At 62.9% G+C, this 14,796-nt stretch carries 11 protein-coding genes; 5 read left to right on the top strand and 6 right to left on the bottom strand.

The annotated features are described in order from the left end of the window. Positions 1 to 204 precede the first annotated feature (204 nt). The 4 genes from ACJ8IL_RS08405 to ACJ8IL_RS08390 all read right to left on the bottom strand — a co-directional run bounded on the left by ACJ8IL_RS08405 (position 205) and on the right by ACJ8IL_RS08390 (position 3,696). A complete protein-coding gene (locus ACJ8IL_RS08405) occupies positions 205 to 1,173 on the bottom strand; it encodes a TerC family protein (RefSeq protein WP_025304345.1) in 969 nt (322 codons plus the stop codon). A 252-nt stretch (positions 1,174 to 1,425) separates the two neighbouring features. Next, positions 1,426 to 2,157, bottom strand: a complete 732-nt coding sequence (locus ACJ8IL_RS08400; protein WP_334273851.1) for a glutamine amidotransferase — start codon at positions 2,155 to 2,157, stop codon at positions 1,426 to 1,428. A 1-nt stretch (position 2,158) separates the two neighbouring features. Further along, complete coding sequence (locus tag ACJ8IL_RS08395) at positions 2,159 to 3,139, bottom strand: Gfo/Idh/MocA family protein (protein ID WP_025304343.1); 981 nt, start codon at positions 3,137 to 3,139, stop codon at positions 2,159 to 2,161. A gap of 50 nt (positions 3,140 to 3,189) precedes the next feature. After that, positions 3,190 to 3,696, bottom strand: a complete 507-nt coding sequence (locus ACJ8IL_RS08390; RefSeq protein WP_004937154.1) for a M48 metallopeptidase family protein — start codon at positions 3,694 to 3,696, stop codon at positions 3,190 to 3,192. A gap of 149 nt (positions 3,697 to 3,845) precedes the next feature. Here ACJ8IL_RS08390 and rlmG point away from each other — a divergent pair, with 149 nt between their 5' ends. Beyond that, positions 3,846 to 4,985: a 23S rRNA (guanine(1835)-N(2))-methyltransferase RlmG gene (rlmG, locus tag ACJ8IL_RS08385; protein ID WP_060434619.1), complete on the top strand. Its 1,140-nt coding sequence runs from the start codon at positions 3,846 to 3,848 to the stop codon at positions 4,983 to 4,985. A 34-nt stretch (positions 4,986 to 5,019) separates the two neighbouring features. On the opposite strand, the gene ACJ8IL_RS08380 is transcribed toward rlmG, so the two are convergent. Then, on the bottom strand, positions 5,020 to 7,041 hold the full coding sequence (locus ACJ8IL_RS08380; protein ID WP_442516493.1) for an oxidoreductase: 2,022 nt from the start codon (positions 7,039 to 7,041) through the stop codon (positions 5,020 to 5,022). 424 nt (positions 7,042 to 7,465) lie between these two features. Here ACJ8IL_RS08380 and ACJ8IL_RS08375 point away from each other — a divergent pair, with 424 nt between their 5' ends. Next, positions 7,466 to 9,085 (top strand): ABC-F family ATP-binding cassette domain-containing protein, encoded by a 1,620-nt coding sequence (locus tag ACJ8IL_RS08375; RefSeq protein ID WP_147823198.1) that lies wholly within the window; start codon positions 7,466 to 7,468, stop codon positions 9,083 to 9,085. Between the two features lie 15 nt (positions 9,086 to 9,100). Here ACJ8IL_RS08375 and pdxR read toward each other — a convergent pair whose 3' ends face one another. After that, a complete protein-coding gene (gene pdxR, locus ACJ8IL_RS08370; RefSeq protein ID WP_442516492.1) occupies positions 9,101 to 10,591 on the bottom strand; it encodes a MocR-like pyridoxine biosynthesis transcription factor PdxR in 1,491 nt (496 codons plus the stop codon). A 121-nt stretch (positions 10,592 to 10,712) separates the two neighbouring features. On the opposite strand from pdxR, the gene ACJ8IL_RS08365 reads away from it, so the two are divergent. Genes ACJ8IL_RS08365 through ACJ8IL_RS08355 form a run of 3 tightly spaced genes read left to right on the top strand, consistent with a single transcriptional unit; the run spans position 10,713 to position 14,745 of the window. Further along, the gene (locus ACJ8IL_RS08365; RefSeq protein WP_043142044.1) at positions 10,713 to 11,978 is read left to right on the top strand and encodes a 4-aminobutyrate--2-oxoglutarate transaminase; all 1,266 of its coding nucleotides are present in this window, start codon (positions 10,713 to 10,715) and stop codon (positions 11,976 to 11,978) included. 12 nt (positions 11,979 to 11,990) lie between these two features. Continuing rightward, complete coding sequence (locus ACJ8IL_RS08360) at positions 11,991 to 13,445, top strand: NAD-dependent succinate-semialdehyde dehydrogenase (protein ID WP_038879538.1); 1,455 nt, start codon at positions 11,991 to 11,993, stop codon at positions 13,443 to 13,445. 58 nt (positions 13,446 to 13,503) lie between these two features. Further along, positions 13,504 to 14,745, top strand: a complete 1,242-nt coding sequence (locus tag ACJ8IL_RS08355; protein WP_028127589.1) for an aromatic amino acid transport family protein — start codon at positions 13,504 to 13,506, stop codon at positions 14,743 to 14,745. Positions 14,746 to 14,796: the final 51 nt, after the last annotated feature.

The following is a 14,796-nucleotide window of genomic DNA, read 5'->3' as shown; positions in this document are numbered from 1 at the left end:
ATATGATTCTGTAACTAAGTGTGTTTGCCGAATCAGTATTCAGCAATCGAATGATGTTGGAAAGAGGCGAGGGTGAAATTCTGAGCGCGGATCAACACTTGATAACATACTGGTTACATTTGTGTGATCGTAATAACGTTTGGCGTTTTGGGGGAATTGCCAAACAATCGCGGGGCGACTAGCGCCCCGGATAACAGATTATGGTTATTTCTTCGCCAGGCGATCGTTGCGGCGATTGACCCAGGCGTTGATCAGCAAGGTGAGCGTCAGGATGCCCGCCACCACGCCGAGCGAGATGCCGATCGGGATGTGGAAGAAGTCGATTATCAGCATCTTGATACCGATAAACACCAGGATCACCGACAGGCCGTATTTCAGCATCGAGAAACGTTCCGCCACGTTGGCCAGCAGGAAGTACATGGCGCGCAGGCCCATGATGGCGAACAGGTTAGAGGTCAGCACGATGAACGGGTCAGTGGTCACGGCGAAAATCGCCGGGATGCTGTCCACCGCGAAAATCACGTCGCTCAGTTCCACCAGGATCAGCACCAGCACCAGCGGGGTGGCGAACAGGATGCCGTTGCGGCGCACGAAGAAACGCTCGCCTTCCAGGCTGTCGGTCATGCGCAGGCGGCTGCGCAGCCATTTCACCAGCGGCTTGTCGCCGATCGCCGAATCATCTTCCTTCGCCAGCGCCATCTTGATACCGGTGAACAGCAGGAAAGCGCCGAACAGATACAGCAGCCACTGGAACTGGCTGACCAGCCAGCTGCCGGCGAAGATCATGATGGTGCGTAGCACGATCGCCCCCAGCACGCCGTAGATCAGCACCCGCCGTTGCAGGTTGGCCGGCACGGCGAAGTAGCTGAACAGCATCAGCCAGACGAACACGTTATCCACCGCCAGCGCTTTTTCGATCAGGTAGCCGGTCAGGAAGGCCAGCGCCTGGGTATCGGCGACGGCGCGCCCGGCGGTTTCATTCAGGTAGTACCAGAAACCGAAATTGAACAGCAGAGAGAGGCTGACCCACACCAGCGACCAGCTGGCGGCCTGCTTCAGGGTCATGGTGTGCGCGCCTTTACGGCCCTGCAACAGGAGATCGATTGCGAGCATCACGACTATGACGGCGGCGAAGCTGCCCCATAACCACGGTGTGCCAACGGAATTCATCATCAGAGGTATCCTTCAAAAACAAAAACGGCCAACGTCGGAAGACGCCAGCCGCTCTGTGAACGCTGCAAGCAAACCTCGCCTTCCGGCAAGGTCTCACTTACAACGTTGATGAAGGTGATTACACCTTTGACATCAGGTTGCCCGGTAACCGGATGCTTGCGCATCGTAATGACGATTGACCGGCAATGAAGTTACTCCCCTTTGCAGAGCAGAAAGTAATGCAAAATGTGTCGGCGGTCAACGTGAATCGCGTTAGCCGGCCATCGCTTTTTGCGCGCCGAGGCTGACGACGAATCCCTGCAGCAGCAGGCGGCTGAACGGCGTGTCGCTAACCTGTTGTTGTTGCTGCTGATAGCGGTCCTGCTGCTCGGGATGCAGCTCGCCGAGCCACTGCAGATACTGGCTCATCACCGCGCCGTTGAATTCCGGGTGGAACTGGGTGGTCAGGGCATGATCGCCATAGCGCAGGATCTGGTGCGCATCCTGCTGCGAACGCGCCAGCGTCTGCGCGCCGGCGGGCGGCGTCAGCACGCTCTGCGAGTGGATCAGGTTGGCTTTGAAGCGCGGCGGCAGCAGGGTGAGCCGCCGGTCTTCGGCCGCGGCGGGCAGCAGTTCGATCTCAAGCGTGCCGACCTCCATGCCCTGCGGGTGGTAACCCACTTCGCCGCCGAGCGCGTAGGCCAACAGCTGGTGGCCGTAGCAGACGCCGAACAGCGGCAGTTTGATCGCCATTGCCTGGCGCAGCCATTCGGCGGCCTCCTCGCTCCACGGCAGCCGTTCGGTCACCATCGCCGGCGAGCCGGTGATGACCACGCCGCAATAGGCGGCCGGCGGCAACGGCCGCTCGCCGGCGGGCAGATGCACGATGTGCGCGCGTTCGGCGTCGATGTTGCCCTGTTGCAGAAACATGCCTTCAAAGTTGGCCAATTCCTGACGAATGGCCTGCGGCGCGTCGCCGGTTTGCATCACGAGCAGCGGTTTCATCTCATTCTCCGTCGGCGGGGAAAACGACGCCGGTCTGGCGGCGGATGTCGGTCAGCAGGCGGGCGACGATCAGCGAATTCTCCAGCCCTGGATGTTCCACCTGACGCTTCTCAACCAACTCGGCGAAGGCCAGCGCCTCATACAACATGGTGTTGATGTGCTGCGGCTGGCTCAGATCCTGGCGGTTGCCGCCGCGCGGCGTCAGCGCCACGCCCTGGCACTCGGAAATCTTGTCGATAATCAGCGTGCCTTCCTCCCCCTGGATCTCGCTGGGGATCGCCGAGTCGCTGACCTTGGAATGGGAAAGCGTGACGTCGAAATCGCCGTAGTTCAGGCAGACGGTGCCGTGGGCGTCCACGCCGGTATCGAGCAGCGTGGCGCTGGCGAGCACCGACTGCGGCGCGCCGAACAGCGCCACCGCGCTGGCCAGGCAGTAGTAGCCGATGTCCATGATGGAGCCGTTGGAGAACTGTGGATTAAAGGTGTTGGGGTTCTCGCCGGCCAGGTAGCGCGGGTAGCGCGAAGAGTATTGGCAGTAGTTGATGAAGGCTTTGCGCAGCCGGCCGATTTTCGGCAATGCCTGTTGCAGCGCCAGAAAATTCGGCAGATAGGCGCTTTTGAACGCCTCGAACAGCACCACCTGATTTTCCCGCGCGCAGGCTACCAGCTGTTCCGCTTCGCGCTGGTTGGAGGCCAGCGGTTTTTCGCAGATCACGTGCTTTTTATGGCGCAGGAACAGCAGCGATTGCGGGCAGTGCAGGGAATTGGGGCTGGCGATATACACCGCGTCTATGGCGTCGGACTGGGCCATCGCCTCGAGAGAGTCGAAAAACTGCGTGACCTGATAGTTGGCGCCAAACGCCTGCGCCTGTTCCAGCGAGCGTGAATACACGGCGCTCAACTTGAGTTTGCCGCTTTCATGGGCGGCATCGATAAAACGTTCCGTAATCCAGTTGGTGCCGACGACGGCAAAGCGAATCATGGCGAGCTCCGGTCCAGGCTTAAAACCGCAGATTATCACGCCCTCACGCGCTATGCATACAGCTCGCCGAACAGCGAAAGGTGCGTCAGATACAGCCGGGTATCGAATTCCAACTGGTGGTAATCCGGCTCCATATGGCAGCACAGACTGTAGAATGCCTTGTTGTGATCTTTCTCTTTCAGGTGCGCCAGCTCATGCACCACGATCATGCGCAGGAACGGTTCGGGCGCGACCTTGAACACCGTCGCCACGCGGATTTCCGCCTTGGCCTTCAGCTTGCCGCCCTGCACGCGCGAGATAGCGGTATGCAGGCCGAGCGCGTGCTTCATGACGTGGATCTTGCTGTCGTAGGCCACCTTGCTCAGCGGCTGGGCGTTGCGCAGATACTGGTTTTTCAGATCGACGGTAAACTGATACAGCGATTTGTCGGTCGTGCAGTCGTGCACCTGTGGATAGCGCTGCAGCAGCACGTCCCCCAGCCGATTCTGATGGATCAGTTGCTGCACCTGGCTTTGCAGATGCGTTGGGTAGCCTTGCAGGTAGGTCAATTCAGACATTCTTGTTCCGTATCAACGGCCATTCAGCCGGTCATTCTATGCTGTTTTTTCGCTCAAATCCTGACATACGCAATTTATCCGAAAAAACATTTTACTGACGGGCGTTTTTAGGGGATAAACAGCCCAAATTTTATCAGTCAGGAGGGGCAATGAGCCAACTCGATCTGGGAACACAGCAACTTGAGCTGGAGCGTTATCCCCAACAGGAAGAATCCACCCAGCTGCAGGCGTGGGAAGCGGCGGACGAATATCTGCTGCAACAGCTTGAAAACGTAGATATCGGCGGCCGCCCGGTGCTGATTTTCAACGATAACTTCGGCACCCTGGCCTGTGCGCTGCACGCGCATCGCCCTTACAGCGTCAGCGACTCGTACATGAGCCAGCTGGCGACGCGTCACAACCTGAAACTCAACGGATTGGATCCTGAGCAGGTCACGCTGTTGGACAGCCTGGCCGAGCTGCCGGCAGCGCCGGCGGTGGTGCTGATTCGCGTGCCGAAAGCGCTGGCGTTGCTGGAACAGCAGCTGCGCGCGCTGCGCCACGTCGTGACCGAAGACACGCTGATCGTCGCCGGCGCCAAGGCGCGCGACGTGCATACCTCGACGATGCAGCTGTTTGAAAAGGTGCTGGGCCCGACGCGCACCAGCCTGGCGTGGAAGAAGGCGCGCCTGATCTTCTGTCAGGCGGCGGACATCGTCCCGCCGGCGGCAGCGGAAACCACCAACTGGACGCTGGACGGCACCGATTGGCTGATCCACAACCACGCCAACGTCTTCTCGCGTGGCAGCCTGGATATCGGCGCGCGCCTGTTCCTGGATCATCTGCCGCGTGGCCTGAACGGCCATATCATCGATCTGGGCTGCGGCAACGGCGTGATTGGCCTGGCGGCGCTGGCGCAAAACCCGGAAGCGCAGATGACCTTCGTCGATGAATCTTACATGGCGGTGGCTTCCAGCGAGCTGAACGTGGAGCACAACCTGCCGCAAGAGCTGGATCGCTGTCAGTTTGAGGTGAACAACGCGCTGGCGGGCATCGAGCGCGAAAGCGTGCAGGCGGTGCTGTGTAACCCGCCGTTCCACCAGCAGCACGCCATTACCGATCACACCGCCTGGCAGATGTTCTGCGACGCCAAGCGCTGCCTGCAGGTGGGCGGCGAATTGCGCATCGTCGGCAACCGTCACCTCGACTATCACCAGAAGCTCAAGCGTCTGTTCGGCAACTGCACGCTGGTGGCCTCGAACAAGAAGTTCGTGATCCTGAAAGCGGTGAAATCCGGCGCGCGTCGCTGAGTGAATAACAAGGGGCGCCGGGCGCCCTTTTTTTTTACAGCGCCATCGCCAGCCGCGTGCCCTGATCGATCGCACGGCGGGCGTCCAGCTCGGCAGCCACGTCGGCGCCGCCGATCAGGTGCACGATTTTCCCCATCGCCAGCAGCGGCTGCTGCAGCTCGCGGCGCGGTTCCTGCCCGGCGCAGACGATCACCGTGTCCACCGGCAGGCAACTTTCCTGCTCGGCGCGGGTGATGTGCAGCCCTTCATCGTCGATCAGCCGATAGCTGACGCTATTGAGCATCTTCACGCCGCGCATCGCCAGGCTGGCGCGGTGGATCCAACCGGTGGTTTTCCCCAGGCCTTCGCCTACCTTGCTGGTTTTACGTTGCAACAGGTAGATCTGCCGCGCGGCGCGTGGCGCCTGAGGGCCTTGCGCTGCAAGCCCGCCGCGTTGCTCAAGGCGACCATCGATGCCCCATTCGCGGTTGAATTCCGTCTGATCCAGGCTGCTGGACATGCCGTGCTGGCTAAGGTACTCGGCGGTGTCGAAGCCGATGCCGCCGGCGCCGATGATCGCCACCCGCTGGCCGACCGGTTTTTTATCGCGCAGCACGTCCAGATAGCTCAGCACCTTGGCGTGCCCGATGCCGGGGATGTCCGGGGTGCGCGGCACGATGCCGCAGGCGAGGATCACTTCGTCGAATTCGCTTAAATCCGCCGCCTCGACCTTGACGCCCAACCTGACCGTCACTTCGCGCAGCGCCAGCTGGCGGCGGAAGTAACGCAGGGTTTCATGGAATTCTTCCTTGCCGGGGATTTGTTTGGCGATGTTGAACTGGCCGCCGATCTGTTCGGCGGCGTCGAACAGCGTCACCTGATGGCCACGGCTGGCGGCGGTGGTGGCAAACGCCAGCCCGGCGGGGCCGGCGCCGATCACCGCCAGCTTTTTCGGTTTCTCCGCCATCGTCAGCGGCATTTCGGTTTCGCGGCAGGCGCGCGGGTTGACCAGGCAGGAGGTCAGCTTGCCTTCAAATATCTGGTCGAGGCAGGCCTGGTTGCAGCCGATGCAGGTATTGATCTCGTCGGCGCGCCCCTCGGCGGCTTTCTGCACAAAGGCGGCGTCGGCGAGGAACGGGCGCGCCATCGACACCATGTCGGCGCAGCCGTCCGCCAGCACCTGCTCGGCCACCGCCGGATCGTTGATGCGGTTGGTGGTGATCAGCGGGATGCTGACCTTGCCCATCAGCTTGCGGGTTACCCAGCTGAATCCGGCGCGCGGCACCATGGTGGCGATGGTCGGGATGCGCGCTTCGTGCCAGCCGATGCCGGTATTGATGATCGTGGCGCCCGCCTGTTCGACCGCCAGCGCCAGCTGTTCGATCTCCTGCCAGCTGGAGCCGTCCTCCACCAGATCGAGCATCGACAGCCGGTAGATCAGAATGAATGCCGGGCCCACGGCCTGGCGCACCGCCCTGACGGTCTCGACGGCGAACCGCATGCGGTTGGTGAAGCTGCCGCCCCATTGGTCGTCGCGCTGATTGGTACGCGTCGTCAAGAATTGGTTGATCAGGTAGCCTTCGGATCCCATCACCTCAACGCCGTCATAGCCGGCCTGCTGCGCCAGCGCCGCGCAGCGGGCAAAGTCGGCGATAGTCTGCTCGATCTCCGCTGCGCTGAGCGCGCTCGGCGTAAACGGGTTGATTGGCGCCTGCAGCGCGGAAGGGGCCACCAGCTTGGGTTGATAGCTGTAGCGGCCGGTGTGCAGGATCTGCAGCGCAATTTTGCCGCCCGCCCGGTGGACGGCCTCGGTTACCGGGCGGTGGTGAGGCAATTGCGCCTCGCTGTTGAGGATCGAACCGCCGCGAAACACCACGCCCTGTTCGTTCGGGGCAATGCCGCCGGTGACGATCAGCGCCACGCCGGCGGCGGCGCGCTCGGCATAGAACGCGGCCAGGCGCTGCGGGCCGTCGGGCAGCTCTTCCAGGCCGGTATGCATCGATCCCATCAGCACCCGGTTTTTCAGGGTGGTGAAGCCGAGATCCAGCGGCGCCAGCAGGTGAGGGTAATTGCTCATTGCACTCTCCATCGTTCATCCCCCGCCTCTTTCAACCTGCAGCGTTGTTGCCTGCGTTCGCTCGCCCCAGTCACTTACTTGAGTAAGCTCCTGGGAACGCCCGAACTTGCCGCCTAGCTGCAGGTTGAAAGCGATTGGGGATGAGCATCTGTTATTATTATGTGAACACAAGTGGTCGGATGAGATAAATCTAGCCGTTGTCATGCCGCTTGGGAATCTGCGTTGCGCCGAATGTGATAGACGTCATGAATCTCAGACTCTGTTTGCATAACGAACAAAAGATCGGTTAACCTTTGCGCGTTGTAAATTCCTTCTCTCTGCGGAGCCACTACCGAAAATGAACACCCACACCTGTTGATATCTGGTCCCACGCTGTGCGCTCTTGCGCCCTGTGGGGATGTTTTGATCTCATTCAGGAGTGCTTATGGCTCATTTTGCGCAGTCCCCTTATTTCGTTTTACATCAACTGACCTGCCAATTTGCTGACGGCGAAACGCTGTTCGGCCCGCTGGATCTCGCTTTCGATCGGCAGCGCTGTGGCCTGGTGGGGCGCAACGGCGTCGGCAAAACCCAGCTGCTGCGCCTGATCGCCGGGTTGGATCGGCCGGGTAACGGTCACGTCGAATCCCATGCCGCATTGGCTTACGTTGCGCAGCAGCCGGAGATCGCCGCGGACACCACGCTGGCCCAGCTGTTGGGCTATGGCGAGGTGTTTGCCGCGCTGGCGCGTCTCGAGCAGGGGCAGCCGCTGGCGGACGATATCGATCGTCTGGAAGGGCGCTGGGATCTCAACGATCGTCTGCAAAACGCCTTTGTCGCCGCCGGGCTGCCGGCCTTCGATCCGTTGCGATCCGCAAGCTCTCTGAGCGGCGGCGAGCGGATGCGCGCGGCGCTGTGCGGGGCGTTGCTGGGCGAAGCGGATTTTCTGCTGCTGGACGAACCGACCAACCACCTCGACAGCGTCGGGCGTGCCTGGCTGTATCAGCAGCTGGATCAGTGGCGGGGCGGGCTGCTGATCGCCAGCCATGACCGGCAGCTGCTGGCGCGCATGGAGCGCATTGTCGAACTGACACCCGGTGCGCTGCGCAGCTACGGCGGCAACTACGATGACTACCGGCGCCAGCGCGACACGGAACAGCAGGCGGCGCGCGCCGATCTGGAGCATGCGCGCGAGGAGCGTCGCCGCACCCGCGCCCGCCAGCAAAAAGAGCACGACATGAGCCAGCGGCGCTCGGCGCAAACGCTGCGCGTCGTCGATACGCTGAATATCGCCTCTTTTGAGCGGGTGGCCTACAAGTCGGCGGCGAAGGAGAGCCTCGGTACGCTGCGCAAACAGCATCAGGATCAGCGCGACAGCCTCGATGCGGCGGTGCGCGAAGCCTATCAGCGGGTGGAAGAGGAGCAGCCGGTGTTGCTGGCGCTGCCGGGCAGCGAAGTGAGCGCGAACAAGCAGGTGCTGGTGCTCGAGCAGCTGCAGCTGCCGTTCGTCAGCGCGCCGCCGCTCGATCTGCGTATCGACGGCCCGATGCGCGTGGCGTTGACCGGCCCCAACGGCTGTGGCAAGTCCACCTTACTGAAGACCGTTCTCGGTCAGCTGACGGCGCTTTCCGGCCATTGTCATTGCCCGCTGTCGACGGCCTACCTCGATCAAACCCTGTCGCAGCTCGACCCGAATCTGTCGGTGATGGAGCATCTGGGGCTGCAGGATTCACCGTTGGCGGAAGGCGCGTTGCGCACCCGGTTGGCGCAGTTGCAGCTTGGCGCGGATCGCATCGCGCTGCCGCTGGGCTCGCTGAGCGGCGGCGAACGGCTCAAGGCGGCGTTGGCCTGCGCGCTGTGGCGGCGACAACCGGCGCAGCTGCTGTTGCTCGACGAGCCGACCAACCACCTGGATCTGGCGTCGTCGCTGGCGATCGAAACTGCGCTGGCGGATTTCCCCGGCGCGATGCTGGTGGTGTCGCACGACGAAGACTTCCTGCAGGCGCTGCGGCCGACACACCGTCTGCAGCGACAGATGGACGGCTGGCGGCTTCAGGCCTGGTAACGCGCGAAGGCGGCCCTAGGGGGCCGCCTTTTTCACCTCGGGCGTGTTGATGCACGCCAGCAGCTGGGTGAAGGCCGCGGCCATCTGCTCTTCCGGTACGCAGGCAAATCCCATCAGCAGGCCGCGCCGGCGGTTGGGCAGCATGTAGTAGCGCGACAGCGGCCGCACCAGCACCCCCTGCGCGCCGGCGGCGGCGGCGATCGCCACGTCGTCGGCCTCGTCCGGCAGGTTGAGGATCAGGTGCAATCCGGCGTTGCTGTTGAATTCGCTGAGCGCCTGTTTGCCGAGATGCTGTTCGATCAATCCGGTCAGGAAGGCGCGCCGCCGGGCGTACAGCAACCGCATGCGGCGGATATGCGCGGTGTAGTGCCCCTCTTGAATAAACTCCGCCAGCGCGCTCTGGATCAGCAGGTGCCCGCCGCGGTACAGCTCGGCGTGGGCGGTTTTCAACGCTTGCACCAGCGGCGGCGGCAACACCACATAGCCGAGGCGCAGCGCCGGGTAAAGCGTCTTGCTGAAGGTGCCGATGTAAATCACCGGCGCGTCGGCCTCCAGCCCTTGCAGCGCCGGGATCGGTTGGCCGGAAAAGCGGAATTCGCTGTCGTAGTCGTCCTCGACGATCCAACCGCCGGCGTTGCGCGTCAGCGCCAGCAGCCGTTGGCGGCGCGCCAGGCTCATCACCGAGCCGAGCGGATACTGGTGCGACGGGGTGACGAAAATCAGGCGGGGTGGCGTCGTTGGCTGCTCCGGCGGCACCAGCCCGGCCTCGTCCACCGCCAGCGGGCAGATGTTCAACGCATTGATGCGCAGGATATTGCGGATCCCCCAATAGCCCGGTTCTTCGATCCAGGCGTCATCCCCCGGATTGCACAACATGCGCGTCACCAGATCGATCGCCTGATGGATGCCTTCAGTGATCAGGATCTGTTCCGGCGAGCAGCGCACCGAGCGCGCCACCCGTAAATACTCCACCAACGCATGCTGCAGCTCCGGGCTGCCGCCCTGATTGCTGTAGGTCAGCCGCTGCGGCGCCGGGCGGCGGCTGAGGCGCGCCTGGATCTTGCTGAACAGCTGATGGGGAAAGGCGTTGACGTCGGGGACGCCGGGAATGAATGCCCCCCACTGTTTGGGGCTGGCGCTGGCGTGGTGCAGCAGCGTGGCGCCGCGCTCCGACAGTTCGACGCGCCGCGGTTGCCCGCTGCCGTCCGCCGGAGCGCCGCCGGTGGAGAGGCAGCTGTCCGGCACCGTGTCGGCGACGAAGGTGCCGCTGCCGGCGCGCGCCGACACGTAGCCTTCCGCCAGCAGTTGTTCATAAACGGTTAATACGGTGTTGCGGGACAGGCTGAGCTCCTGCGCCAGATCGCGCGAGGCGGGCAGGCGGCTGGAGGGCGGCAGGCTGCCGTCGAGAATGCTGGTGCGGATCGCGTTGTAAAGCCGCTTGTGCAGCTTGTCATCGGGCTGTTCGCCGAGGCGCTGCAGCAACAGATCACCACTCAATGAGCGCAATTGGATCCCTCAATTATTCGTAACTGGCACTCGATTATAGGGCCACATCCTGTGTAAATAAACGGCATTGTTTCACGAATGTGAACGAAACGTGTAACTGGCACCGACCGGAGAGAACAGCATGAAAAACGCAGAATTGAACCAACGCCGTCAGGACGCCACCCCGCGCGGAGTGGGCGTGATGTGTGGTTTTTACGCCGAGCGCGCAGAGAACGCCACGCTGTGGGATGTGGAAGGCAAAGAAGTGATCGACTTCGCTTCGGGGATCGCCGTGCTGAACACCGGGCATCGCCACCCGAAAGTGATCGCCGCAATTGAAAAGCAGCTGCAGGCCTTCACCCACACCGCCTATCAGATCGTTCCTTACGAAAGCTATGTCTCGTTGGCGGAGCGCATCAACCAGCGCGCGCCGATCGCCGGTCCGTGTAAAACCGCCTTCTTCACCACCGGCGCGGAAGCGGTGGAAAACGCGGTGAAGATCGCCCGCGCTTACACCGGCCGTCCGGGCTTGATCACCTTCGGCGGTGGTTTCCACGGCCGTACCTATATGACCATGGCGCTGACCGGCAAAGTGGCGCCTTACAAACTGGGCTTTGGCCCATTCCCCGGCTCGGTGTTTCACGGCCAGTATCCGAATGCGCTGTACGGCGTGACCACCGAAGACGCGATGAACAGCCTGGATCGCCTGTTTAAAGCGGATATCGATCCCAAGCAGGTGGCGGCCATTGTGCTGGAGCCGGTGCAGGGCGAAGGCGGCTTCAACGTGGCGCCGGCCGAATTCATGCAGGCGCTGCGTGCGCTGTGCGACCAGCATGGCATTCTGCTGATCGCCGACGAAGTGCAGACCGGCTTCGCCCGTACCGGCAAGCTGTTCGCCATGGAGCACTACAGCGTTAAGCCCGATTTGATCACCATGGCGAAAAGCCTGGCGGGCGGCATGCCGCTGTCGGCGGTGGCGGGCCGCGCCGAGGTGATGGATGCGCCGGCGCCGGGCGGGCTGGGCGGTACCTACGCCGGTAACCCGCTGGCGGTGGCCGCCGCGCACGCGGTGCTGGACGTGATCGACGAAGAGCAGCTGTGCCAGCGCGCTCAGCGCTTGGGGCAGCACCTGGTGGAAGTGCTCCAGCAGGCGCGCAAAACCAGCCCGGCGATCGCCGATGTGCGCGCGCAGGGATCGATGGTGGCGGTGGAGTTCAACGATCCGTCTACCGGCAAGCCTTCGGCGGAGATCACCCGTCAGGTGCAGCAGAAGGCGATGGCGGAAGGGCTGCTGCTGCTGAGCTGCGGCGTGAACGGCAACGTGATCCGCTTCCTGTACCCGCTGACCATCCCGGACGATCAGTTCACCAAGGCGATGGGCATCCTGTCCCGCGCGCTGGCTCACTAAGGAGCGAACGGCATGAAATTGAATAATCCCGAGCTGCTGCGCAGCCAGTGTCTGATCAACGGCGAATGGTGCGATGCCCTGAGCGGCAAGCGCGAAGCGGTGATCAACCCGGCGACCGGCGCCGAACTGGCCAGCATTCCGCTGGTCAGCGAAGAGGAAACCCAGCAGGCGATCGCGGCGGCGCAGCGGGCGCAAAACGAGTGGAAACAGCTGACCGCCAAGCAGCGTTCCGCGCTGCTGTTGGCCTGGGCCGACAAGGTGCTGGCCGCACAGGAAGATCTGGCGCAGCTGATGACCGCCGAGCAGGGCAAATCGCTGGCGGAAGCGCGCGGCGAAGTGGCGTACGCCGCGTCGTTCATCACCTGGTTCGCCGAAGAGGCCAAGCGGGTGGACGGCGCGGTATTGCAGGCGCCGCAGGCTTCGCAGCGTCTGGTGGTGGTGAAGCAGCCGATCGGCGTGTGCGCGGCCATCACACCGTGGAATTTCCCGGCGGCGATGATCACCCGCAAGGTGGCGCCGGCGCTGGCGGCCGGTTGCGCCATCATCGTCAAACCGGCCGAGCAAACGCCGCTGACCGCGCTGGCGCTGGCCAAGCTGGCGCAGGACGCCGGCATTCCCGCCGGCGTTTTGCAGGTGGTGACCGGCGAAGCGGCGCAGGTGGGCAAGGTGCTGTGCGACAGCCCGGTGGTGCGCAAGCTGAGCTTTACCGGCTCGACCGAGGTCGGCCGCATCCTGATGGCGCAGTGCGCACCGAGCATCAAGAAACTGTCGCTGGAGCTGGGCGGTAACGCGCCGGTCATCGTGTTCGACGACGCCAATCTGGACGCGGCGGTGGCGGGCATCATGGCCTCCAAGTTCCGCAACAGCGGCCAGACCTGCGTCTGCGCCAACCGCATCTACGTGCAGGACGGCATCTACGAGCGGCTGGCGGAGAAACTGGTGGCGGCGGTCGAGCAGTTGAAAGTCGGCGACGGCAGCCAGGAAGGCACCACCCAGGGGCCGCTGATCGACAGCGATGCGGTAGCGAAGGTGCAGAGCCATATCGACGACGCGCTGATCAAAGGGGCACAGATCGCCACCGGCGGCCAGCCGCACGCGCTCGGCGGCACTTTCTTCCAGCCGACGGTGGTGACCGGCGTAACGCAGAAGATGCGCTTCGCCAAAGAAGAGACCTTCGGGCCGGTGGCGCCGCTGTTTCGCTTCCATGATGAAGCGGAAGCCATCGCCATGGCCAACGACACCGAATTCGGCCTGGCCGCCTACCTGTTCACGCAGAACGCCGCACGCCAATGGCGTGTGCCGGAGGCGCTGGAGTACGGCATGGTCGGCATCAACACCGGGCTGATTTCCAACGAAGTGGCGCCGTTCGGCGGCGTGAAACAGTCAGGGCTCGGGCGTGAAGGATCGCGCTACGGGATAGAAGAATATCTGGAGCTGAAATACCTGTGTATCGATGTGAGCTGTTGAGCGTCAGGACGTTAACCCATCCCGGCGGCCAGCGTCGCCGGGTGATAAAGGATGATGCATGTCTGATAATATCTCTGTTTCTCCGGCGCTTGCCGCCGGGGTGCGAGCACCTGCACCCGCCAAATCGTTAAGTTTCCTCGAAGGGGTGGCGATGATCGTCGGCACCAACATCGGCGCCGGCGTACTCTCCATCGCCTACGCCTCCAGCAAGGCCGGTTTCCTGCCGCTGCTGTTTTGGCTGGTGCTGGTGGGGAGCCTGACCACCATCACCATGCTGTACGTTGCCGAATCTACGTTGCGCACCCGCGCGCATCTGCAGCTGAGCGGACTGGCGAAGCGCTACGTCGGCGGCCTGGGCGCCTGGCTGATGTTCGCTTCGGTGTGCGTCAACAGCGTTGGGGCGCTCACCGCCTATATGACCGGCAGCGGCAAGCTGCTGCAATCGCTGTTCGGTATCTCGCCGGCGCTGGGCAGCCTGCTGTTCTTCGTGCCCGCCGCCGGCGTGCTGTACCTGGGGTTGAAAGCGATCGGCCGCGGCGAGAAGTTCATCAGCATCGGCATGGTAGTGATGTTGACCGCGCTGGTGGCGGCGACGCTGCTGAAAGACACCACCCAGATGCGCAACCTGCTGGACGGCGACTGGCGCTATATGGTGCCGGTGTTCAACGTGGTGGTGTTCTGCTTCTCGGCGCAGTACATCGTGCCGGAAATGGCGCGCGGCTTCGCCGACAAGCCGGAGCAGTTGCCGAAGGCGATCATCGTCGGCATGGTGGTGACGTTCATTTTGCTGGCGGCGGTGCCGATGTCGGTGATCGCGCTCAGCGGGCTGGATGACATCTCCGACGTGGCCACCATTTCCTGGGGCCAGGCGCTGGGGCAGTGGGCGTTCTTCTCCGCCAACATCTTCGCGCTGTGTGCGATGCTGACCTCGTACTGGGGATTGGGCGGCAGCTTCCTGACCAATATTTTCGACAAGTTCCGGTTGGGCAACGACGAGCTGCCGCTGCGCCGCTTCGGCGTGCTGCTGTTGGTGGTGGTGCCGCCGTTCGCGCTGGCCTACAGCGGCCTGGTGTCGTTCGTCAACGCGCTCTACTTCGCCGGGGTGTTCAGCGGGGTGATCCTGTCGATCATGCCGATGCTGATCCTGCGCGGCGCGCGCAAGCATGGCGACCAGACCCCGCGCTGGCAGTGCAATTGGATCACGCACCCGTTGCTGCAGGTCAGCATTGTGTTGCTGTACCTGGCCAGCGCGGTGTACGCCATCGCTTCATTGTTAGGCTATCTGCCCTCTGGATGGTGATTTGCCTTCCCTCAAGCAGTGATGTTGTTTCTCGGCATTGAGAACGGCGGC

This window comes from Serratia sp. CY47444, assembly GCF_052168635.1.
Classification (GTDB): Bacteria; Pseudomonadota; Gammaproteobacteria; order Enterobacterales; family Enterobacteriaceae; genus Serratia; species Serratia bockelmannii.
This window is presented reverse-complemented; position numbering and strand designations above follow the sequence as displayed.

Bases quoted from the DNA above. Each gene is read 5' to 3' on its own strand.
- ACJ8IL_RS08405 (WP_025304345.1), bottom strand. From the start codon at position 1,173: ATGATGAATTCCGTTGGCACACCGTGGTTATGGGGCAGCTTCGCCGCC.
- ACJ8IL_RS08400 (WP_334273851.1), bottom strand. From the start codon at position 2,157: ATGAAACCGCTGCTCGTGATGCAAACCGGCGACGCGCCGCAGGCCATT.
- ACJ8IL_RS08395 (WP_025304343.1), bottom strand. From the start codon at position 3,139: ATGATTCGCTTTGCCGTCGTCGGCACCAACTGGATTACGGAACGTTTT.
- ACJ8IL_RS08390 (WP_004937154.1), bottom strand. From the start codon at position 3,696: ATGTCTGAATTGACCTACCTGCAAGGCTACCCAACGCATCTGCAAAGC.
- rlmG (WP_060434619.1), top strand. From the start codon at position 3,846: ATGAGCCAACTCGATCTGGGAACACAGCAACTTGAGCTGGAGCGTTAT.
- ACJ8IL_RS08380 (WP_442516493.1), bottom strand. From the start codon at position 7,041: ATGAGCAATTACCCTCACCTGCTGGCGCCGCTGGATCTCGGCTTCACC.
- ACJ8IL_RS08375 (WP_147823198.1), top strand. From the start codon at position 7,466: ATGGCTCATTTTGCGCAGTCCCCTTATTTCGTTTTACATCAACTGACC.
- ACJ8IL_RS08365 (WP_043142044.1), top strand. From the start codon at position 10,713: ATGAAAAACGCAGAATTGAACCAACGCCGTCAGGACGCCACCCCGCGC.
- ACJ8IL_RS08360 (WP_038879538.1), top strand. From the start codon at position 11,991: ATGAAATTGAATAATCCCGAGCTGCTGCGCAGCCAGTGTCTGATCAAC.
- ACJ8IL_RS08355 (WP_028127589.1), top strand. From the start codon at position 13,504: ATGTCTGATAATATCTCTGTTTCTCCGGCGCTTGCCGCCGGGGTGCGA.